The following is a 21,783-nucleotide window of genomic DNA, read 5'->3' as shown; positions in this document are numbered from 1 at the left end:
GGTTCTCTTGTTGTTTAATGCAAATAAAAATACAGAAGGTTAAAAAGTTAGTTTGGCTATTTTATCAGTTATCTGGTTGATAAAATAGCACCATGATTTATTGCCTTAGACTAACTATCTAGCCTATTTGATATCCAGCTATGTACTAAGCAGGCTCTGTCACCATATGCTCGCTAAAATAGCGCAACAGTTCTTGTATGACCGTCACTCGCTGTTGCGGTGTAGCCAGTTTATCGCTATTTTGATAACGAATACCAGATGCGCCATTCATACGGTAATGCTGACCATTTGATTGGATCAACTTGATAATCGCTAATGCATCGACTGGGGTATCTGGCGCAAACTCCAGCGTCATACTACTACTATTGGCATCGATTTTATTAATTTTCAACGGCTCTGCTTGTAAGCGTAATCCATGAATGGCGAATAATTGCTTGGTTTGATCTGGCAGTGCACCGAAGCGGTCTATCATTTCCGTCCGAATATCCGTCAATGCCTCTTTATCATCGGTATTGCTAATACGCTTGTAAAACAATAAGCGCTGATGCACGTCATGTAGATACTCTTCGGGAATAAGAGCAGAACTATGTAAGTTAATTTCACTAGTCAATGACAATGGTGTATTTAAATCAGGCTCTTTGCCAGCTTTGATGGCTTTAGTCGCACGCTCAAGCATATCCATATATAAGCTAAAACCAATCGCCTGCATATTACCACTTTGCTGCTTACCCAATATCTCACCTGCGCCGCGAATCTCTAAATCTTCACTTGCCAGCATAAAACCTGCACCCAAAGTATTGGCGCGTTCAATCGCATGCAAACGGCGCTTGGCATCGCCTTTGAGTCCTTTCAGAGAAGGCACTAGTAAGTAACAATACGCTTGATGATGACTACGTCCTACTCGGCCACGCAGCTGATGTAATTGCGCAAGACCAAACTTATCTGCACGCTCAATGATGATCGTATTGGCATTGGGCACATCAATGCCCGTCTCGATAATAGTAGAGCAAACCAACACATTGAATTTTTTATGATAAAACTGCTGCATGATCTGCTCAAGTTGGCGCTCTTGCATTTGCCCATGAGCTACTCCTACTCGTGCTTCTGGCACTAGGTCACGAATGGTCTCTGCCATACGCTCAATACTAGCAACATCATTGTGTAGTAGATAGACCTGCCCACCACGTAATAACTCACGCAATATGGCCTCTTTCATCAAGGCTTCTGTCTTTTGCATTACAAAGGTTTTGATGGCAAGACGACGGGCAGGCGGTGTGGCGATAATCGACATATCGCGCATACCTGAGAGCGCCATATTAAGCGTTCTAGGGATCGGAGTCGCCGTCATAGACATGCTATCCACATCTGTTTGAATGGCCTTGATACGCTCTTTATGACGCACTCCAAAGCGATGCTCTTCATCAACAATCATCAGGCCAAGGTTGGCAAATTTCACATCCGGTTGTAGCAGTTTATGAGTACCAATAACAATGTCCACTTTACCAGCGGCCAAATCAGCCAATACCATTTCTTGATGTTTTTTGCCGCCAAAGCGCGATAAGCTCTCGATACGGACTGGCCAATCTGCAAAACGATCGCGGAAGTTGTCTTCATGCTGACCGGCAAGCAACGTAGTAGGCACTAGTACGGCAACCTGATAACCAGCACTAACGGCAATAAACGCCGCTCGCATCGCGACTTCTGTTTTACCAAAACCAACATCGCCGCAAATAAGACGATCCATCGGCTGGTTTTGTCTCATGTCTTCCATTACCGCATGAATGGCATTGGCTTGGTCAGCGGTTTCTTCAAAGGCAAATTGACTGGCGAATAGCTCGTACTGTGATGGGTCTATCTTAAAATGAATACCTACTTTGGCCTCACGTCTTGCCTGCATATTGAGCAATTCAGCAGCGACGTCATGAATTTGCTCTAATGCTTTTTGCTTGGCTCGGTCCCATTTACCACTACCAATCTTATGTAGCGGTGCTAAGGCAGGATCGCCGCCACTATAGCGACTAATCATTTGCAGATTGGCCACTGGCACATAGATACTAGCGTCATCAGAATATTTTAAATGGATAAATTCTTGCTCACCATCGCCCACATCTAAGGTAATCAAGCCATTATAACGACCGATACCATGCTCAATATGCACTACTGGACTGCCATCTGTTATCTCAGTGACGCTTTTAACCAAGAACTCTTCTGATACCCCGCTTTGGCGACGTCGGCGCGTCTGTAAGACTTGACGACCAAACAGCTGTGTCTCGCTAATCAACACCAAGCGTTCAGGCACATAGACACCGCGCTCAATTGGCGCTACGGTCAGACCGACATGCGGTAGATGACTGTTATTAATAGCGCTGGTTTTATCTGCGGCTAAAAAGGCTTCAAAGCTATCGTACGCCTTGATATCAATCTTGCCCTTAAACAGTTCAATGAGAATCTCGCGACGGCCTGCGGTTTCTGCAACGATTAGTACGGGTGTTGAAGTCTTTGATTGCGTATCCAAGAAGTCGAGCAATTCAGATAATGGTTCAGACTTTTGATGATTGACTGCTAACTGTGGCGGTTCTTGAGCACTTAATGTCACCAGTCCTTGTTGTTTAGTGACACTCGATGGCAATGGTATTTGTGAGGCATCTATACTTTCTGACACTGCCACATCATTCATCGTAGCCAGTTCATCACGAGCACTTAATATTACTCTTGGATACTGATTGAGCTGTTCGTTAAGCGCGTTAGATAGTAGATACAGCATTGCTGGCTCTACGATAGGCTTATCAATATCATGTCGACGTTCTTCGTAGCGGCGCTGGATTTGTGACCAGTAATCAGCTTGTTTTTCATTGATTAACTCATCGGTGATAAACAATGCATCACTTGGTAAATAGGAAAATAAACTACTCTCCGCCTCCCAGTCTTTTAAGTCAAAAAATAGCGGCTGATAATACTCTAATCCGCTACTAGCAATCCCTGCCATTACGTCTTTATGCAGCTCAGACTTTCGGCTACTTGTATTGGGGAACATCGCGGCAAAGTTTGTGCGGAACGTCTCACGCCCTTCATCGAGCGGAAACTCTTTTGCAGGCAAGATTTGAAATTGGTCGATAGGTTTAGAGATATCTGGCATTTTATGCAGTAGTGACAATGACTCCTTCGCCATACTGGTATCGTTGCCCGTCAACATCACCTTCAAATCATCGGCAGTCAATGTACGCTGCGTTTGAGGATGGAAAAAGCGAATCGTTTCGATTTCATCATCGAACAAGTCCAAACGTAGCGGAAAAGGCTGACCCATGGCGAAAATATCAATGATACTGCCACGTACTGCAAACTCACCTGGCTCAAAGACATTTTCAACCGCGCGATAACCAGCCTTAGCCAACAGCCCGCGTTGGGTATTGATATCAAATCGATCGCCGACACTCAAATCAAAATGCTGTCCAATCAACCAGCTTGGTGGTGCGACGCGATGCATGAGGGCTTGTATCGAAATAAGTAGCACGCCCGTTTTCGGCATATCCGTCAACAGATTGATGCGTTCGCTAACGATGTCTTGATGTGGAGATAGCTCATCATAGGTTAGCGTTTCCCAGTCAGGGAATACGTAAGCATCGACTCCGCAAAATGCCAGCTCAGTCTCTATTTGATTGAGTTGGTTCTGGTCACGTGCCACCACAACTTTTAGGCGCTCGGCAACATTCCACATAGGTGTTTGAACCAAGCTTGCCAGCCATAAACTGCTGACCGCACCATGGACAGGCGCTAGCCAACGCCGCTCGGCATTTTGGATAGGAAACAACTGCTGGTTAATAGGGTCAAACGCGTCAGTCAGAGCAGTAATAGGCATAAAGAGTAGAATCAAAGTTAAGGAGTCAGAAAGCTATTATACGAATATTTGAGCAATTACCAAAACTTATGCCGTAACGGTTTGTCACTTAAGAGTTTACTCATTAATGATTGAGGGTTAACAACGATTATTGCGCTTTAACTGTCATTACACAATAAAAAACCCCAACTTATCAGCTGAGGTTTTCGTTTTTGCTAATCAAGCCAAGCCTAAAACTTCAGCTGATAAGTGGTTTATCGCTAGCGATGATGCCATTGTTATCAGTATAAACAAACATGCCCGAATTCAACGTTAAATCACCGAAGCTGATTTCCACATCTGTTTGACCTTCATCTCGGCGGGTTGATTTGCGCGGGATACAACCAAGCGCCATCACGCCAAGATCCATCGCTGCCATGTCATCAACATCGCGGACACAGCCATATACAATAACCCCAGCCCAGCCGTTGTCGATAGCTGATTGTGCAATCATATCGCCTAGTAATGCACAGCGCATAGAGCCGCCGCCATCAACGACCAATACCTTACCATTGCCTTCTTTGTCTTTACCATCGCTATTCAATAGAGATTTAACACGGCTATTGTCTTCAAAGCACTTAACCGTCACGATTTCACCGCAGAATTTGTCTTTCGCACCAAACTGACGGAATGACTTGCCTTCGATATTTGGTAAGCATACTTGCGACTCAGGATTGGCATCCAATAGATCACAAGTGACAAAATTTCCTCTATCCATTTGTATCGATTCTGACATTGCTCCTGCTCCTTGTTTTTAGTGATTCAACTGACTGGTATTCAAATACTTATTGATGCTTTGATAATAGTTATTGTATTTTTTACTCTTGTACTATGGTTTTGATGCAAACTTGTTCTGACACAATTAAAAATCGATATCTATAGATTTCCGGTTTTGAGACTGAGTCTGTCACTAGAAAACATGTACTTTATTTTTTGACACGAGTCATCGCTAGCATCTGCTTATTTTCGATAATGTCGATATGCTTGATTTGAGGTTCAGTACGGTATTTACTGCGATGGTATATACCATGAGCACTCATGGCCATGGCGCTGGCAACGCGTTTAGCAGAAATAGGATGTAACGATAGCGACTCTGACACGAGCGGCGAGATGAGTTTAAAGGCTTTTTGACCAATGCTCTCAAGCGGACGACCTTTATGCTTACCAAGTAATAATGACGGACGGAAGACGACCAATTGGCCAAAATCTAATGCCATAACAGCCTGTTCTGTCTCAGCCTTGACTCGATTGTATAAAAAACGACTGTCAATATCCGCATTCATTGAGGAGAGTAAAAAGAAATTCTCTACCCCTTTGTCACGACATAATTTGGCAAAGTTTACATTATAGTCTCGATCTACCTTGCGAAAAGCCTCGTCACTACCAGCCTGCTTTTTTGTCGTACCCAAACAACTAAAAGCATCCGTAGTTCGGTCTGCGCCAACGCTTGCAAACACTTCAGAGAGATTATCAAAATCATTGATTTGATAAAAACGCATGCTGGCATTAATGTAGCGTGGCGGGCGGCGGGCAATCACAATCAATGTGTCATAAAGCTCACTCAGTTGCTTTACCAAATGCTGCCCTACTAACCCTGTTGCGCCAATCACAATTGCTTTTCGCTGCATACCCTATCCACTTATATAACATTAGATGAACTATATTGATGAGAAAATACCTATATCAAGGCATATCGTTAGAATATCATACCTAAATTCTTCAATAACTGACGCTATTATATAGGATATATTGTAAGAGATTTTATCAACCCTCTACGTCTATCAACGCTTACTATTGATTTAGTTACTAGAATGACCCAAATTCGATGATATTACGTAACTTCTTTAAGCATTAATCATCAAATATATTGTCCTTAGTTCAATAATTTGCTAAGATAATCGGCTTTACACGTCAACGCTGTTTAATTATTCCAAACAGCTCTGACGCTTACGATGATCTATTCATATTAGATACTTTAATATCAGACATCGACATCATATTTGACGAGACGGCTGCTCGTCACCGATGATTGTTAAACCCATTATTGCAATCAACATTCATATTTTTATCTATCTTTATCAAGGAGATACGCGTGGCTAATACTGCACAAGCTCGTAAACGCGCCCGTCAAAACACCAAACGTCGTCAGAACTCTGCGTCACAACGCTCTATGGTTCGTACTTACTTAAAACGTGTTGATGCGGCTATCGCAGCTAAAGATTATGACGCGGCTACCGAAGCTTACAAAAAAGCGGTACCAGTTCTTGATCGTATGGCTGACAAAGGTATTATTCATAAGAATAAAGCTGCTCGTCGTAAGAGCCGCCTAAACAAAACAATCAAAGGCCTACAAGCTTAAGATTTGTATTGATTAGACCGCATTTCGCTTTTATAGCGTAATGACTAAAACCTTGTTACTGGTTCTAATACCGTAGCAAGGTTTTTTTATGCCTGTTTAAAATGTATTCAAAGAATATCAACTCATTTTAATGTTTGAATAAAACATCAATTCCACTGCACTTCTGGCGGCAATAGCAACTTGCTAGGATGGTAACCAGCTGCACGATAGCCATCTAATAGTGAACTAATCGGCCGAGTATATACTTGACCTCGCCAGATGAAATGGGCGCTCGCTTGATCAAATGGCTTATCATCAAACCATAAGAATACGCCCTCCATCATCTTTGGCCAATCATTCCAATCAATCTCTACCACATCAAACATGACGGCTAAGAACGCAGATAGCAATGTGTCATGACTCACAGCGAGCATCAGATGGCCATGTTGCGGCTGATTCTGGTAAAAAAGCGACAGAATATCCAAACCGCCTTGATAGGTATTTTTAGTCCCTTCGAGATTGCCTTGCAAAAAACGATTGATAAAGTTCAACACGCCAATTTCTTTGAACACAGGGTTGGCTATTTCAGGCTCGGTGACGAGGCTACCAGGCTCAACTAACAATGATTGATGCGTAATGTCACGCCGTAGTCCTGCCCCCTCTTGCATCAGCTGCGCGGTATCGATACAACGCCCAATGGGGCTAGAGATACTATCGACATCGAGCGAATATGGTAGATGACCTGATAACCAACGACCCCAAGACTTTGCCAGTATGCGTCCTTTAGGAGTCAACGGTAACTGATAGCTGGCAAAACCATTACCATCAGAACGCTCGCGTAAAGAGTGCCTAGTAAATAGAATCAGTCGCTTATTTTCAGGCAATAGGCTGACAGAGGAAATCATACTATCTGGTAGGTGCGAAGGTGCAGGCGCGCTTGGTGTATGACTCGCAAGCTTGTCAGCAGATATTTTGGACAGGGTGTTATTCAGATATTTACTCATGACAGCAAGCCTAGCAGATTTCTTATCAGGAATGAACCACAGACAAATCTAGTTGCAATATATCTTATAAATACTCTGCACTCTTTCAAAAAGACGCTTTATTCAAAAGAGTCTATACCTAGAATAAATGGAGATTTGCAGGATATTTACACACGGTCCTAGCCAATATCAATGACTTTGTCCCATGCAAACTCTAATGCCGTACTACTGACCTCATTAGGATAGGCTCGTGGATTGACAATCACTCGCGTATTACCAATTTTATAATCAAATGCTTCATGAGTATGTCCATGTACCCATAACATCGGTGACCAATCCTCGTGCATCCATCCTGATAAATCACTAACGAAAGCCGCATTACTCGGTAGATTGGCATATTTTCCAGACACCGATAATGCACTGACACTATGATGACTCATGACTACTGTTTTTTTACCAAGTTTATGAGACTCAATCAAAGCTTGCTGTAGCCAATGACGATGCTCAGCATGAATCTGCATAGATACTTCAGGTGAAAACAATTCATTGCCTGCATAGATTTGCTTGTAATCACGCATAAAATGACGAGCAGCGGCCATGGTATCTTCATTAGCATGATACTGATAGTCGGTCCAAAGCGTACAACCTAGAAGGCGTATATCACCGATATCGATATGCTGACATTGTAATACGCGAACGCCTTTATTAGACGTAGCATCATAGTTATTCCAAGTTGCCAGTTTACGGTCAAAGCTCAATACGTCTTCATCAAAGTATTCATGATTACCAGCGATAGTAATTAGTGGAACTTCTAAGCGCGCCGCTTGTTCTTGCAGCCACGGCATGCCTTTGTCACTATTAGCAGTATCTCCTGCTACTAATACTAAATCTGCATCAGTTTTAGGAATATGTCCAACGGGGTGCGATTGACGTGCATAACTATCAATATGTAAGTCACTCAATATCTGTAATTTCATATTATCCAACATCATTTAGTGGCGTTATTATTAAAAATCCAATTAGCGATAAACGCTCATAGCAGTACTACTGATATCTAGCTACATGAGCGTTTTTAATATAGTTATTATATTTTAGAAAGGTTGTAAGAATAAATTTAAGTAGTGTAGCAGCTTTTTCTATACCATCAAAAAGTAAAAAGACAGCCATTTAGGCTGTCTCTTTTTCTTAACGTCTATTCAAACTTAAATACTTTGAAGTATTGTCTGTAGTTTAGTAGCAGGGTCTGAGGCTTGAGTGATCGAACGACCAATGACTAAATAATCAGAACCGTCTATTAGCGCCTGACTTGGTGTACAGATACGTTTTTGATCATCTGCATTATCTTCAGCTAAGCGAATACCAGGCGTTACCAATTTAAAATCCTGACCACATAATGCTTTAAGTGCCTTTGCTTCTTGAGCCGAGCATACCACACCATCAAGACCAGCTTGCTTGGTCAATTGTGCTAGTCGGCTCACTTGGGTATCTAAGCTATCAGTGATGCCTGTTTGCATCAACGCTTCACTATCCATAGAGGTTAATACAGTAACTGCGATAAGCAAGGTATCAAGATCTCTATCTAGCAAGCGCTGTTTTGCCAACGACATGGCCTCTAGACCTGCGCTAGCATGGACATTCACCATCCAGATACCAAGTTCAGCGGCAGCCAATACTGCTTGAGCAGTGGTATTCGGAATATCATGAAATTTTAAGTCTAAGAACACTTCAAAATCACGTTGATGCAGTGCCTTGATGATATCAGGACCACAACGCGTAAACAGCTCTTTACCGACTTTCAATCGACATTTAGATGGATCTAACTGGTCAGCTAGCGCTAAAGACGCCTCTACCGTCATATTGTCTAGAGCGACGACAACTGGAGAGTTAATTACATTATTCATGGTTTTACCATATATTTTGAGTTATCAAAGTATTGTATTTGAGGTCAGTACTGCGTTCGTTGAACTATCAACTAGCAGATTACCTAAAAGGTTACCTAACAACTTAATCTCGTCTACGCTTAGACAGAGTAGAGCCTTCAGTTAGGCTAGTTGCGTCACTACTTTGCACATTAGCAGCAGAAGCACCATAAACAGCTTCATCTACTGTTGGCGCGCTTGCTTGACGATCGATAACTGTATTGGCTTGAGTCAATTGCTCTTGTAGATTTGCATTTGCTTTTTGCAGACGTGAGATTTCCCACTTATTCTGTAGCACACGAAAGATAAGCAATGCCAGTAAAATACCAATAACAATACCTAGCATTAAACACAAAATAAGTAGCAACCCTAGATTCATCGTAGGTGCTTGTGAAAACAGTAGGTTGACTCCGACCTCAGTATTATTTGCCAATACCAAACCAAGTGAATAGGCAAAGCTCAAGAACAGCAATACAAATAGTAGAAAGCGCATGAGACAGTTACCTCTGTTTGGAATGATAAATTTTGACGGTTAGATAGTAAGTGCTGGTTTAACTAACCGTTTGCTACCGTATCGTTTACTGCTTCACGTAAAGCCTTGCCTGGCTTAAAATGCGGAATTGCTTTAGCCGGTACAGGTACACTTTCACCTGTCTTAGGATTGCGTCCCATACGGGCACGGCGGTGATGTAAACAAAAACTACCGAATCCGCGAACTTCGACTCGGCCATCATTGGCTAAAGTATGGGTCATCAAGTTTAAGATTTCACGCACTGCGTCATCAACCACGGTATCTGCCATGTTGTCACAGTTTGCACTCAAATTACTAATAAATTCGGATTTGTTAATCGCTTGCTGCATTATTACGCTTGCCTTGTTGATTGATGGATAAGCTGATGATAAGTCAACGCTCTATAGCATGAAATGCGTTTGGATAATTGAATTATAAAGACTGAATCTTTTAAAAAAATCTTCAGAATCACATTATGACTATAAAAAGCTTATAACTATCATCTCGTTACTCAATGGTGCAAATGATAGCGGATATTAGCGTAAATGGGAATAAGAGTTTGCCCATTTGGCCAAAAACCTCGATTACTAACTGTGTTAATAAAATCTAATCATAAAAAAAAGCGACCGAAGTCGCTTTTTTTATATTACTTTTATATCAATAGTTTGCAGCTTACTGCATTTGCTCTTTGATCAAATCACCAATAGTTTTTGGCTGTGCATCAGAACCTGGAGCAGCAGTAGTGTTCGTGCTACCAAGATCTTTAATCGCTTGACGCTCTTCAGCTTCGTCTTTCGCTTTGATAGACAAGTTGATGTTGCGTGTTTTACGATCAACACTGATGATTTTCGCTTCAACGTCATCACCAACAGCCAGATGCTTAGTTGCATCTTCAACGCGGTCACGTTGGATTTCAGAAGCACGTAGATAAGCTTCAACTTCATCAGCAAGTTCGATAGTAGCGCCTTTAGCGTCTACTTCTTTTACTTTACCATTAACGATAGCACCACGGTCATTGTTGACTAGGTATTCGTTAAATGGATCAGAGCTTAACTGCTTAACGCCTAGGCTGATACGGTTAGCTTCTGCATCTACAGACAATACCATTGCTTCAACGGTGTCGCCTTTGTTGTAGTTACGGATAGCATCTTCGCCAGTTTCGTTCCAAGAGATATCAGATAGATGAACAAGACCATCAATACCACCGTCTAGACCGATAAAGATACCGAAGTCAGTGATTGATTTGATAGTACCAGTGATTTTATCACCGCGCTCATGTTTCTTATCAAACTCATCCCATGGGTTAGCTAGAGTTTGTTTGATACCTAGGCTGATACGACGACGTTCTTCATCGATATCAAGAATCATCACTTCAACTTCATCGCCCACTTGAACCACTTTAGATGGGTGGATGTTTTTGTTGGTATGATCCATTTCTGATACGTGTACTAGACCTTCGATACCTTCAGAAATCTCAGCGAAACAACCATAGTCAGTCAAGTTGGTTACGCGAGCTTTTACAACACTACCTACTGGGTAAGTGCCGCCAACGTTATCCCAAGGATCAGTACCAAGTTGTTTTAGACCTAGGCTAACGCGGTTGCGTTCACGGTCAAACTTCAATACTTTAACTTTTAGGTCTTGGCCAACTTCAACAACTTCAGATGGATGCTTGATACGGCGCCATGCCATGTCAGTGATGTGCAATAGACCATCGATACCACCTAGATCAACGAACGCGCCGTAATCAGTAAGGTTCTTAACGATACCTTCGATCTCGATGCCTTCTTCAAGCTTGTTCAATAGCTCTTCGCGCTCAGCTGAGTTTTCAGCTTCCATAACTGCACGACGGCTAACAACAACGTTATTGCGCTTCTGGTCAAGTTTGATGACTTTGAATTCTAGCTCTTTGCCTTCAAGATGCGTTGTATCACGGATAGGACGTACATCTACCAATGAACCTGGTAAGAACGCGCGTACTGAACCGATATCTACAGTGAAACCGCCTTTAACTTTGCTTGAGATAATACCTTTAACGATTTCATCGTTATCAGCGATTTTTTCAAGGAAGTTCCAAGTTTCAACACGTTTAGCTTTCTCACGTGACAGCAAGGTTTGACCCATGCCGTTATCAACCGCTTCAACTACGACATCAACGCTATCGCCAACTTCAACTTCAAGTTCGCCTTCTTCGCTTAAAAACTCTTCACGAGCGACGATACCTTCAGATTTAAGACCAGTATCTACTGTGATCCAATCGCTATCGATGGCCACAACAGCACCTGTAATAACCGAGCCACGCTCGATATCTAGGCCCTGCTCTTCAATGCTCGCTTCAAATAGTTCAGCAAATGATTCCATTATGTCTACCTTTGTATAGCCGTATCCTGTCCAGCACAGTACGGATCAAATTTATGATTGTATAGAACGAAATACTGGTTTTATATCCCATGCAATCATATAAAAAAACGTTTGTTGATAGCGAGCTCATCGTAATTAAAACTGACTAACAACAACTGTCTTATATCGAATGCAATATCTTGAATAAACTAAGTTTTTCTTACTGCTTTAATAAAATTTAACTTAACCGTATTATTTTATACTAAAACAATGATTAATAGGAAACTTTTTAGTACTTAATATGTTGTTTTTACTAGCTATTAAATGACTAGCTAGTGAAAAACACACCTTTATCTTGGCAATGCTTTTTGACCTGCTCATATACTGCATCAGCATTAAGCGCTGAACTATCAAGTAATAAAGCATCTGCCGCAGGCTTCGACGGCGCTGTACTACGATTTTCATCACGGTCATCACGCTCTTTTATCGTCGCTAAAATTGCCTCAAAATCTGCTGTTTGACCAGCGTTCAACAACTGAGTCACACGGCGCTCTGCACGCGCTTCAGCACTGGCCGTCAAAAACACCTTAACATCAGCATCTGGGAAAACAACCGTACCCATATCGCGACCATCAGCAACCAAACCTGAACGAGTGGCCATATCTTGTTGTAACTTGAGCAACGCTTGGCGAACCTGTGGAAAGACAGCTATCTGTGATGCATAGCCTCCAACCGTTTCATTGCGTACTTGCTCACCTACTGCTTGTCCATTAACAATGATGTCTACACGCCCTGAGTCATTATTTGGTACAAACGCTATCTCCAAGCTTTCAGTCAATGCTAATACAGCATCTTCGTCAATTGATTGGCTAGCATCTGCGCTGATTAAGCCCGCTTCAAAGGCTTTTAGACCAACAATTCTATAAAGCGCACCAGAGTCTAATAACTGATAGCCTAACACTTGTGCTAGACGCCATGTGACAGTGCCTTTACCAGCGCCACTAGGACCATCGATACAAATAATAGGGTAACGCAATGATGAGGTATGGCTATCCTCTGTATTGAGTAAAACATTATCAGGTGTAAAACTAGTCATAATACTTACTCAATAATATGCGTTACTTATATCGCTTATCGTATGTCATTAATAAAACGACATTTATTCGTATGTTAAGTCTTTAATAGCCTATTAAGATGGGTGCTATCAAATAGGGCAATATTATAGCAAAAAATCATCGTGACCACTAGCACCAAGACTGATATCTTATTTATTAGTATTTCTAGTTTACATAGTGGCCTTATTCTTTTTTGTCGCTTGCCTACGCTCACGAAAAAATGTCTTGAGTATTTGACTACTATGCTCGCTGCATAATCCATTATAGGCTTGAATACTGTGGTTATAGAAAGGTTGTAACGATAAGTCCATTTGACTACCAACCATACCAGCACGCGGTTCACTTGCTGCGTACACCAACTTGTTTACACGCGCATGGATTAAAGCACCGATACACATCGTACAAGGCTCCAGAGTGACATATAGAGTAGTCTGTAGCGGCAGTCGATAGTTTTTTAAACGTGTACAAGCGTCTCTCAATGCAACTATCTCTGCATGAGCAGTAGCATCATGGCTACTAATAGGTTGATTAAACCCTTGGCCGATAATCTGCTGATCATGTACCAATACCGCACCTACCGGCACCTCTCCTCGTTCAGCACCTTGCTTAGCAAGTTGGATTGCTTGTTGCATCCATTTAATATCTTCAGCTAACCAAAAGGTGCTGGCCTGAATATTTAAAGATTGGTACGGCATTAAGCTTATATTCTGTATATTTTGCATTTATTGTGGTAATTGCCAGTCAATTGGAGTTTGGCCATACTGCGCCAAATAGTCATTTGTTTTAGAAAAAGGTTTAGTGCCAAAGAAGCCGCCACGATTTGCTGCAAGTGGTGATGGATGTACCGCTGTCAGAATCAAATGCTTATCCGTATCGATATACTTACCTTTTTTCTGGGCTTTACTACCCCACAAAATAAACACGGTATGCTTTGTCTGTTCATTCACTGCATCGATGACGGCATCAGTAAACTGTTCCCAGCCCTTATTCTGATGACTGTTTGGCTCGCCTTCTCGGACAGTTAGTGAGCTATTAAGCAGGAGAACGCCTTGCTGCGCCCAGTACGTCAAATCGCCATGCGCTGAAGGGCGAATGCCAATGTCATCTGCCATTTCTTTAAGCAAATTATTCAATGATGGTGGCTTTGGAATGGCTTTAGGAACAGAAAATGATAACCCCATAGCCTGACCTGGACGATGATAAGGATCTTGGCCCAAGATTACCACTTTGACTTGTGATAACGGCGTAAGATTAAGCGCATTGAACATTAATGGTGCAGGTGGATAGATACTATCATCCGACTGATACGCCTCTTTTAAGAACGCACGTAGATTGTCCATATTCTCAGACGTTAATTCATCTGCTAATGCCGTTTTCCAATCTTCTGGTAAGCGGACATTGTCTAAAATCGCTTGCTTTTGTTCTGGAGTCTTTGTTGTCGGTTCATCAAATAGTTCCATAGTGTGTCCTTTTTATACTTGTTATAAGTTCCATAGCTTTATTAAAGCCAGCTTACTGTAAATAATCATACTAACAAAAAATGGTGTGTGCTTTATTGATGAATTATAGCAATAAAAAAACGGCTACCGCAGTAATACGGTAGCCGTTTTTGTGACATCAATATTAAACAACTTAGCTAGCAAGAGACTCAGAATCAGGATGTGGTTCGTGAGTTTCAACGACTGTCAGAATAATACGACTATCAGCTGAGCCTTTGTCTGATACCTTATCAAGCTTCATCGTATCATTCTCTTGAGAATCATCGACTTTAGGCTCTAAGGTCAGATGCACGACACCGCCATTGATCAAATCACCAAACAAAATCATACTTGCCAATGGTTTTTTGATTTCATCCTGAATCAGACGTTGCATCGGACGTGCACCCATTAGACGATCATAGCCTTTGTCCGCCAAGTAGTCACGTACATCATCATCAATCTCTAATGTCACTTGCTTATCATCAAGCTGTACTTGCAGCTCAACTAAGAACTTATCGACAACTGATACAACAACTGACGTATCTAGAGGGTTGAACTGAATAATGGCGTCTAAGCGATTACGGAACTCTGGCGTAAAGACACGTTTCAATGATTCTGTGTTATCACGGCTATGGTCTTGTTGAGTGAAGCCCATTGACGAGCGACTGATACTATCAGCACCAACGTTCGTTGTCATAATAACGATGACTTGCTTAAAGATTGCCACACGACCATTGTTATCAGTTAACGTACCATGATCCATTACTTGTAGTAACAAGTTGAAGACATCTGGATGCGCCTTTTCAATCTCATCAAGCAACAACACACAATGTGGATGCTGATTGATTTTTTCAGTAAGCAAGCCACCTTGATCATAGCCAACATAACCTGGAGGCGCACCGATCAAGCGTGATGCCGTGTGCGCTTCCATATACTCTGACATATCAAAGCGTACCAATTCTACGCCTAGCAGGTTCGCTAGCTGACGCGACACTTCTGTTTTACCCACACCAGTTGGACCTGCAAACATAAATGAACCGATTGGTTTATCAGGTGCTTTTAATCCTGCACGTGATAGCTTGATAGCATCAGCCAACGTAGTAATCGCCTCATCTTGACCAAACACCAAGTGCTTCAGATCTCGATCTAAATGCTCAAGGATACTCTTGTCATCACTCGATACAGATTTGGGTGGAATACGTGCCAGTTTAGCAATAATAGCCTCGATATCAGCAACATCGATTTTCATCGGTGGCTTTTGACCTTTTGACAATTTCACACCATCTGCTGATTTAGCACTATCGCTTGCTTTCGCAGTCGCTGCTTCATCTTGCATTTCATTATCTGTATCGCCATCGATACCTTCGATATCAGCATCAATCTGCGCATCAAAATCTTGCTCTAAATCAGCAATGAAACTTTCTTCCGCTTCGATATCATCGACATCAGGCACCACGCCTAAGCGCTTGTATGCACCTGCTTCGTCAATTACATCAATGGCTTTGTCAGGTAAAAAACGCTCATGAATATGCTTGGCTGATAACTGTACCGCTGTGACCAACGCTTCATCCGTATACTCAACATTATGGAATTCTTCATAACGAGGTTTTAGGCCGCGTAGGATATCGATAGTGTCATCCACACTTGGTTCTTTAACATCGATTTTTTGGAAACGACGTGACAATGCATGGTCTTTTTCGAATACTTGGCGATACTCAGTAAAGGTTGTTGAACCGATACAACGTAGCTCACCGTTAGCAAGTGCAGGCTTAATCAAATTAGACACATCCATATTGCTGCTCATAGATGAACCAGCACCAATAATCATATGAATTTCATCAATAAAAAGAATAGCATTTGGTTTTTTCTTCAGCGCATCAAGCAATGACTTCATGCGTTTTTCAAAGTCACCGCGATACTTAGTTCCCGCAATCAGTGAACCAATATCAAGGCTATAAATCACGCAACCGTTAAGGGGCTTTGGTGCTTTATCGTTAATGATTAACCATGCTAAACCTTCAGCGATAGAGGTTTTACCTACGCCAGGCTCACCTACTAGCAATGGGTTATTTTTACGACGACGGCACAGTACTTGGGCAGCACGTTCAATCTCAGAGGCACGACCAATCAAAGGATCTGTTTTACCTTCGGCAGCTCGCTGGTTTAGATTGGTCGCAAATTCAACTAAGGGATCTTTGCTGGTTTTTTCAGAGGCACTACGGCGTTCAGTGCCTGCAGAACCACGTGATTCAGATGGCTCCTCTTTATCTTGGCCGTGTGATAAATACTGTGTTAGTTCAAGGCGACTGATACCTTGTTTTTTAAGCAGGTAAACAGCATAAGTATCATGCTCTGAAAACATAGAGACCAAAATATCAGAGCCTTCTACCAAACGACCACCACCAATCGACTGCACGTGAAAAATAGCACGTTGCAAGATACGATCAAAGCTTTGAGTCGGCTGCGGTGACTGTTCTGTATCAGCATCGATAGTTGGCGTGTGTTTATTAATATAAATCTCAAGCTCAGTACGCAGCGCCGAGACATTAGCATTACAAGCAGTCAACGTATTGGCAGCATGAGTGTTTTCTAATAAGGCCAAAAGCAGGTGTTCAACAGTGAGATACTCATGCGATTTTTGGCGCGCAAGCGTCATTGCTAAACGTAGAGAAACTTCAAGATGACGACTTAACATAACAACTTCCTACGGTTATATCTATCTTTATAATTGATAGTTTTATGAATGAGTTAGTAAGTAAATCAGGGCGGTAGATGAATTGTTCAAGGGCTATATTCGTATTATTAGAAGTCATGAATAAATGAGGTGAGCGGTAGACTATTGATTAAATACTATAATCTCGCTATCAGCCAACAGTAATCACAACTATCAATGGCCGCTTTTCTTTATATCAACACGATACTTCGACGGAGTCAATCTATTAACACAGACTAAAATGTATCAAAGCGTGCTACAAGTTAGTAGCGACAACCTTAATAACAAATATTAAATATTGAAAACTGATTAGATAGAAAGAGAGAGATTGATAGTTGAGAGTCTAGTGATGACGTAGTTTTAGCAAATTCAACGGAGATACTTAGTCTAAGACTATTGAATAGGACTCTCTAATAGATAGGGTTATTTGCTATAAAAATCAAGACTCTATGGATAATAAAACTATTTTAAGAAGCAAAGTTCATATATAAGAGGGGTGACTGAAAAGTCGGAAAAGCTCACTATAAAAGTGAGCTTTGATATGGATTGCTTAGGAATAGAGAACAGTAGGTAAAGCTTTAATAGAGCCATATATCAGTATAAAAAATTAATAAACTGCTCTACTCGCCTTGATGTGGTTCGATTTGGGTCAATAACGGATAACCTTCACGATGCGCCAGACTATTTACTTTTTTGGCCTTAGTCTCGGCGATATCTTTGGGATAAATGCCAGCAATGCCTTTACTGCTATTATGAATAGTTAGCATAATCTCGACCGCAGAATCCATACTATGACGAAATTCTGACTGTAATATGTATACAACAAACTCCATCGGCGTGTAGTTGTCATTATACATAACGACCGCATACATAGGCGGTTTGGCTACTTCAGGCTCTGCGACCAATACATCTGCTTGCGGTGACGTTTCACCATCGGTATCACCGTCTTGTGCACGATGAGCAGGCATATTGGGAAAGTGCCAATCAGCAACCGTTGGCGTGGCTTGTGATATCATTTTTTTCATCATAATCAAAATATAATTATAAGGTAAGTTTAAGATAAAAGAGGTTGTTAATGCAGGCGATAAGGCATGGTATAAAGCACAACCACTAATTAAGGTCATTGTGCTTTGATTTCAACCACAGCATCGTCACTGAGTATTTTATTAAGACATGAGGTAATTAAGGTACGATAGGACTTTCATCAACTTCTGGTAAATCTAGGAGCGATGGTAGCATGTTATCCACACTATCACCGAGCTTCCAGTCATACAACTGCTCTACTTTTTGACCACCAGCTTGCAAAGTCAGTTTGGCTTGCAATGGTCTAAAGCCTGATGGCATTACAAAGCGACCACGTATCCGAACGATACCTTCGATCATATGGTATGCAGGGTCAAGTGGCACCTCTACAAGGTCATCATTATTAAGTAGCGTCAATACAGGCCTTAAGCGTTTGGCTTGACCATCGTTACTGAGCATCCCAATATCAAAACCATACTCAAAAGCATTTTCAGGTAATGGCGAAATCTTTGCACCTAATACCTGTAAAGGCATACCACCTTTCTTACGGATGACATCTGAATATAGCTCATTGAGCTGTGATACTTGCTTATTTTCTACTGTTAATTCTTGCTGGCTTTCACGCAGCTCTTTTAAGTTAGCCAAACTGATAGCCAGTTCTTGTTTGGCAGTTGCCGCTTGGTTAGTAGCTATCTTATTGCTAAGGCGCAAGTCTTCTAGTGCTTGTGTCGCTTCAGTGCTATCGATGATTGCTTGCTTGGCTTCTGTTTCCATCGAATGAAGGCCACGTTGGTAGCCAAGCTTATGACCGAATGCCAGCCCAACTACTGCTGTCACTAATACGACCACTACAAACAGTGCCAATACCAATGTAGAAGCCCCGCGTTGTGAGCTAGCAATACCACTTATCGGGACATTATTATTTCTAAAGGAATGCTGTTTGCGCTCCAAGCTAGGTATAACCGAGTCTTTGCACGATAGACGTGCTGGCTGTGAGCAAAAGCGTAGTACGAGCTGAAAACGCATTTAGACAGTATCTCTTAAGGGTAAGGGCAAGTCATTATAGCCGAATTTATAATCAATACCTAGCACCGTAAATGTGAATGATTGGAATATGAAGTCGTTGATATTAAGGCACAATCGGTGCAAAGTTAAGCCCCATTGACTCATCAAAACCGAACATCACATTCATGTTTTGCACAGCCTGCCCAGCAGCACCTTTGACTAAGTTATCTTGAACGACGATAACCGTTAGCTCGGCACGCTCATTATCCTGATGTACCGCAATGCGTAGACGGTTACTAGCGCGAACACTGCGCGTATCGGGATAAAGACCTTTTGGCATGACATCAACAAACAACTCTGACGCATAGCTATTTTCAAACGCTTGCTGCCAATCAATAGCAGCACCAGCATCGGTCAGTTCCATATGAATAGAGCTTAGCATGCCACGAATCATCGGTACTAAATGCGGCAAAAAGCGAATACGGTGTGTAAACTGACTGTCTAATAACTGTGCAACACCCTGTTCAATTTCAGGTAAATGGCGATGACCTTCGACGCTATAAGCCTTGAAGCTATCCGTTGTCTCAGCATAGTTAAGTGCAAGTGATGCTTGACGACCAGCACCAGACACACCAGATTTTGCATCGATAACAATACGAGACTCAATCAAACGCTCTGCTTGCTTATTCTGGGCTGCGATAATTGGTTTTAGACCCAAAATCGCAGTAGTTGGATAACAGCCTGGGTTGCCTACTAGTAACGCATTCGCAAGCTTGTCACGATTGATTTCTGGTAGGCCGTAGACTGCTGTTTTCAACAACTCAGGACAAGCGTGCGACTGCTTGTACCAGTGCTCAAAGTCAGTCAGTGACTGCAAACGAAAATCAGCAGCCAAATCGATGACCTTAACGCCAGCTTGGGTAAGCGCCTCGGCTTGTTTCATTGCTACACCATGCGGAGTCGCAAAAAACACAACATCGCATTTTTGCAATGCAGCAAGCGTATTATCACCTAAGTCACTAAAAACGATGTCAGACACACCGCGTAAGCTCGGGAAAATTTCATCAGCACGAGTGCCAGCTTCGCTACGAGAAGTTAATAAATCAATAGAAACCTCAGGATGGGCAGATAATAAGCGAATGAGCTCAATACCCGTATAGCCTGTACCACCGACGATCGCTGCTGAAATCATAAAACACCCTTTTCTTGGTAAATACTAAATATGCACTGATAGGTTCTATATTTGCTTATAACTCATGCAGCTCTATAAATTATACAGTTCCACAAATGCGAACAAATACAGAATCAGTCTCTAAATATTCTGACTCTTAAATTTTATAGTCGTGTACTGCATCCACAAACACTTTGGCATTGTCAGGATTAACCCACTGGGTGATACCGTGACCTAAGTTTGCTATGTAACCAGTCTTTTCACCATCAGCGTAAGCACGGTCAAGCATCGCATTAACTTCAGAACGAATTGTCGCAGGCGAACCATATAACGTCGCTGGATCTAAATTGCCTTGGATAGCTTTGCTGCTTTGCAATTTCTTATGCTTTTTGGTCAACTGACGCTGACTCTCGGTCAATACTTGACGCGCACGATCAATCGGCATCGTCCAGTCTAGACCTAACACGTCCGCTTCGCTGTCAGCCTGGATATCAAGCCATAACCCACCACCTTTAGTGAATAGCACTACAGGTACTTGTGGATGACGTTCCTTTAGTTCGGCGACAATACGCTTATTATAAATGTGTGAAAACTCGATAAATTGACGATGACCTAACGCCCCGCCCCAACTATCAAATATCTGTACAATTTGAGCACCAGCGACGATTTGGGCATCTAAATAGTCAATAACTGACGTCGCAAGCTTGTCTAATAACTGATGTAGAAAATCAGGGTTACTATACAAAAAGCCTTTAGTATAACGATAATCCTTCGAGCTACCGCCTTCTATCATATAAGTAGCCAACGTCCACGGACTACCAGAGAATCCAAACAATGGCACTTGACCATTTAGCGCTTTGCGAATACTGGTTACAGCACGCATTACATAGTCAAGAGAATCATTAGGCTCAAGCACTGGCAATCTATCAAGATCAGCCTGCTCACGGATAGGATGTTTAAACTTAGGGCCTTCACCTGTTTCGAAATATAGGCCCAATCCCATCGCATCAGGGATAGTTAGAATATCACTAAACAAAATAGCAGCATCTAAATCATAACGGCGCAATGGCTGTAGAGTCACTTCAGTAGCGCGGTCTGTATCTTTGCACAGACTCATAAAGTCACCCGCTTCAGCACGAGTGGCCTTATATTCTGGCAAATAGCGACCAGCTTGGCGCATCATCCATACCGGTGTGGTATCGATGGGCTCAAAACGTAATGCACGTAGCAACCTATCATTTTTTAAAGGTGCAAACTGTTGCTGAACCGAGTTACTACTGTCTGAAGCACTCATGTACAAATCTCCAAAACAG

Annotated in this window: 18 protein-coding genes; 1 reads left to right on the top strand and 17 read right to left on the bottom strand. The window is 42.1% G+C overall.

Annotation, left to right across the window (positions count from 1 at the left end; translation table 11 throughout):
* Positions 1 to 145: 145 nt before the first annotated feature.
* The 3 genes from mfd to DXK30_RS05375 form a co-directional block, all read right to left on the bottom strand.
* Positions 146 to 3,856 carry a transcription-repair coupling factor gene (gene mfd, locus DXK30_RS05385; RefSeq protein ID WP_114700828.1) on the bottom strand — a complete coding sequence of 1,237 codons (3,711 nt, stop codon included), beginning with the start codon at positions 3,854 to 3,856 and terminating at the stop codon, positions 146 to 148.
* A gap of 217 nt (positions 3,857 to 4,073) precedes the next feature.
* Positions 4,074 to 4,592 (bottom strand): ribonuclease E activity regulator RraA, encoded by a 519-nt coding sequence (gene rraA / locus DXK30_RS05380; protein ID WP_390178027.1) that lies wholly within the window; start codon positions 4,590 to 4,592, stop codon positions 4,074 to 4,076.
* Positions 4,593 to 4,800: 208 nt separating this feature from the next.
* Complete coding sequence (locus DXK30_RS05375) at positions 4,801 to 5,502, bottom strand: NAD-dependent epimerase/dehydratase family protein (RefSeq protein ID WP_114700826.1); 702 nt, start codon at positions 5,500 to 5,502, stop codon at positions 4,801 to 4,803.
* A 464-nt stretch (positions 5,503 to 5,966) separates the two neighbouring features.
* On the opposite strand from DXK30_RS05375, the gene rpsT reads away from it, so the two are divergent.
* Positions 5,967 to 6,233 carry a 30S ribosomal protein S20 gene (gene rpsT / locus DXK30_RS05370; protein ID WP_010200097.1) on the top strand — a complete coding sequence of 89 codons (267 nt, stop codon included), beginning with the start codon at positions 5,967 to 5,969 and terminating at the stop codon, positions 6,231 to 6,233.
* Positions 6,234 to 6,379: 146 nt separating this feature from the next.
* Here the strand turns inward: rpsT and DXK30_RS05365 are convergent, their stop codons facing one another.
* From DXK30_RS05365 to hemE, 14 genes are all read right to left on the bottom strand, one after another.
* Complete coding sequence (locus DXK30_RS05365; protein WP_057759202.1) at positions 6,380 to 7,216, bottom strand: histidine phosphatase family protein; 837 nt, start codon at positions 7,214 to 7,216, stop codon at positions 6,380 to 6,382.
* 158 nt (positions 7,217 to 7,374) lie between these two features.
* Positions 7,375 to 8,187, bottom strand: coding sequence for a metallophosphoesterase (locus tag DXK30_RS05360; protein ID WP_114700825.1), 813 nt, complete (start codon positions 8,185 to 8,187; stop codon positions 7,375 to 7,377).
* Positions 8,188 to 8,397: 210 nt separating this feature from the next.
* Positions 8,398 to 9,096 (bottom strand): orotidine-5'-phosphate decarboxylase, encoded by a 699-nt coding sequence (gene pyrF, locus DXK30_RS05355; RefSeq protein WP_114700824.1) that lies wholly within the window; start codon positions 9,094 to 9,096, stop codon positions 8,398 to 8,400.
* A 103-nt stretch (positions 9,097 to 9,199) separates the two neighbouring features.
* Positions 9,200 to 9,607 (bottom strand): lipopolysaccharide assembly protein LapA domain-containing protein, encoded by a 408-nt coding sequence (locus DXK30_RS05350; RefSeq protein WP_102091942.1) that lies wholly within the window; start codon positions 9,605 to 9,607, stop codon positions 9,200 to 9,202.
* Between the two features lie 62 nt (positions 9,608 to 9,669).
* Entirely contained in the window at positions 9,670 to 9,975 is a 306-nt protein-coding gene (locus tag DXK30_RS05345; RefSeq protein ID WP_057759195.1) for an integration host factor subunit beta, read from the bottom strand.
* A 322-nt stretch (positions 9,976 to 10,297) separates the two neighbouring features.
* Positions 10,298 to 11,986, bottom strand: a complete 1,689-nt coding sequence (gene rpsA / locus DXK30_RS05340) for a 30S ribosomal protein S1 (RefSeq protein WP_114700823.1) — start codon at positions 11,984 to 11,986, stop codon at positions 10,298 to 10,300.
* A gap of 307 nt (positions 11,987 to 12,293) precedes the next feature.
* On the bottom strand, positions 12,294 to 13,061 hold the full coding sequence (gene cmk / locus DXK30_RS05335; protein ID WP_114700822.1) for a (d)CMP kinase: 768 nt from the start codon (positions 13,059 to 13,061) through the stop codon (positions 12,294 to 12,296).
* Positions 13,062 to 13,250: 189 nt separating this feature from the next.
* The gene (gene tadA, locus DXK30_RS05330; protein WP_227670764.1) at positions 13,251 to 13,775 is read right to left on the bottom strand and encodes a tRNA adenosine(34) deaminase TadA; all 525 of its coding nucleotides are present in this window, start codon (positions 13,773 to 13,775) and stop codon (positions 13,251 to 13,253) included.
* 27 nt (positions 13,776 to 13,802) lie between these two features.
* Complete coding sequence (locus DXK30_RS05325) at positions 13,803 to 14,540, bottom strand: uracil-DNA glycosylase (RefSeq protein WP_114700820.1); 738 nt, start codon at positions 14,538 to 14,540, stop codon at positions 13,803 to 13,805.
* Positions 14,541 to 14,712: 172 nt separating this feature from the next.
* Positions 14,713 to 17,253, bottom strand: a complete 2,541-nt coding sequence (locus DXK30_RS05320) for an AAA family ATPase (protein ID WP_114700819.1) — start codon at positions 17,251 to 17,253, stop codon at positions 14,713 to 14,715.
* A 638-nt stretch (positions 17,254 to 17,891) separates the two neighbouring features.
* Positions 17,892 to 18,287 carry an ATP-dependent Clp protease adaptor ClpS gene (locus DXK30_RS05315; RefSeq protein ID WP_101206289.1) on the bottom strand — a complete coding sequence of 132 codons (396 nt, stop codon included), beginning with the start codon at positions 18,285 to 18,287 and terminating at the stop codon, positions 17,892 to 17,894.
* Between the two features lie 166 nt (positions 18,288 to 18,453).
* Positions 18,454 to 19,320, bottom strand: a complete 867-nt coding sequence (locus DXK30_RS05310) for a hypothetical protein (protein WP_114700818.1) — start codon at positions 19,318 to 19,320, stop codon at positions 18,454 to 18,456.
* 103 nt (positions 19,321 to 19,423) lie between these two features.
* Complete coding sequence (gene argC, locus DXK30_RS05305; RefSeq protein ID WP_114700817.1) at positions 19,424 to 20,491, bottom strand: N-acetyl-gamma-glutamyl-phosphate reductase; 1,068 nt, start codon at positions 20,489 to 20,491, stop codon at positions 19,424 to 19,426.
* A gap of 136 nt (positions 20,492 to 20,627) precedes the next feature.
* Positions 20,628 to 21,764 (bottom strand): uroporphyrinogen decarboxylase, encoded by a 1,137-nt coding sequence (hemE, locus tag DXK30_RS05300; protein ID WP_114700816.1) that lies wholly within the window; start codon positions 21,762 to 21,764, stop codon positions 20,628 to 20,630.
* Between the last annotated feature and the right edge of the window lie 19 nt (positions 21,765 to 21,783).

It is taken from the genome of Psychrobacter proteolyticus (genome assembly GCF_003350005.1).
Classification (GTDB): Bacteria; Pseudomonadota; Gammaproteobacteria; order Pseudomonadales; family Moraxellaceae; genus Psychrobacter; species Psychrobacter proteolyticus.
The sequence above is the reverse complement of the archived record's forward strand: the minus strand, read 5'-3'. Positions and strand labels throughout refer to the sequence as shown.

What these genes read in the sequence shown, in the direction of transcription:
- rpsA (WP_114700823.1), bottom strand. Translation starts at nt 11,986, where the DNA reads ATGGAATCATTTGCTGAACTATTTGAAGCGAGCATTGAAGAGCAGGGC.
- DXK30_RS05375 (WP_114700826.1), bottom strand. Translation starts at nt 5,502, where the DNA reads ATGCAGCGAAAAGCAATTGTGATTGGCGCAACAGGGTTAGTAGGGCAG.
- DXK30_RS05320 (WP_114700819.1), bottom strand. Translation starts at nt 17,253, where the DNA reads ATGTTAAGTCGTCATCTTGAAGTTTCTCTACGTTTAGCAATGACGCTT.
- pyrF (WP_114700824.1), bottom strand. Translation starts at nt 9,096, where the DNA reads ATGAATAATGTAATTAACTCTCCAGTTGTCGTCGCTCTAGACAATATG.
- DXK30_RS05360 (WP_114700825.1), bottom strand. Translation starts at nt 8,187, where the DNA reads ATGATGTTGGATAATATGAAATTACAGATATTGAGTGACTTACATATT.
- DXK30_RS05315 (WP_101206289.1), bottom strand. Translation starts at nt 18,287, where the DNA reads ATGATATCACAAGCCACGCCAACGGTTGCTGATTGGCACTTTCCCAAT.
- DXK30_RS05325 (WP_114700820.1), bottom strand. Translation starts at nt 14,540, where the DNA reads ATGGAACTATTTGATGAACCGACAACAAAGACTCCAGAACAAAAGCAA.
- DXK30_RS05365 (WP_057759202.1), bottom strand. Translation starts at nt 7,216, where the DNA reads ATGAGTAAATATCTGAATAACACCCTGTCCAAAATATCTGCTGACAAG.
- argC (WP_114700817.1), bottom strand. Translation starts at nt 20,491, where the DNA reads ATGATTTCAGCAGCGATCGTCGGTGGTACAGGCTATACGGGTATTGAG.
- mfd (WP_114700828.1), bottom strand. Translation starts at nt 3,856, where the DNA reads ATGCCTATTACTGCTCTGACTGACGCGTTTGACCCTATTAACCAGCAG.
- hemE (WP_114700816.1), bottom strand. Translation starts at nt 21,764, where the DNA reads ATGAGTGCTTCAGACAGTAGTAACTCGGTTCAGCAACAGTTTGCACCT.
- DXK30_RS05350 (WP_102091942.1), bottom strand. Translation starts at nt 9,607, where the DNA reads ATGCGCTTTCTACTATTTGTATTGCTGTTCTTGAGCTTTGCCTATTCA.
- rraA (WP_390178027.1), bottom strand. Translation starts at nt 4,592, where the DNA reads ATGGATAGAGGAAATTTTGTCACTTGTGATCTATTGGATGCCAATCCT.
- tadA (WP_227670764.1), bottom strand. Translation starts at nt 13,775, where the DNA reads ATGCCGTACCAATCTTTAAATATTCAGGCCAGCACCTTTTGGTTAGCT.
- cmk (WP_114700822.1), bottom strand. Translation starts at nt 13,061, where the DNA reads ATGACTAGTTTTACACCTGATAATGTTTTACTCAATACAGAGGATAGC.
- DXK30_RS05310 (WP_114700818.1), bottom strand. Translation starts at nt 19,320, where the DNA reads ATGCGTTTTCAGCTCGTACTACGCTTTTGCTCACAGCCAGCACGTCTA.
- DXK30_RS05345 (WP_057759195.1), bottom strand. Translation starts at nt 9,975, where the DNA reads ATGCAGCAAGCGATTAACAAATCCGAATTTATTAGTAATTTGAGTGCA.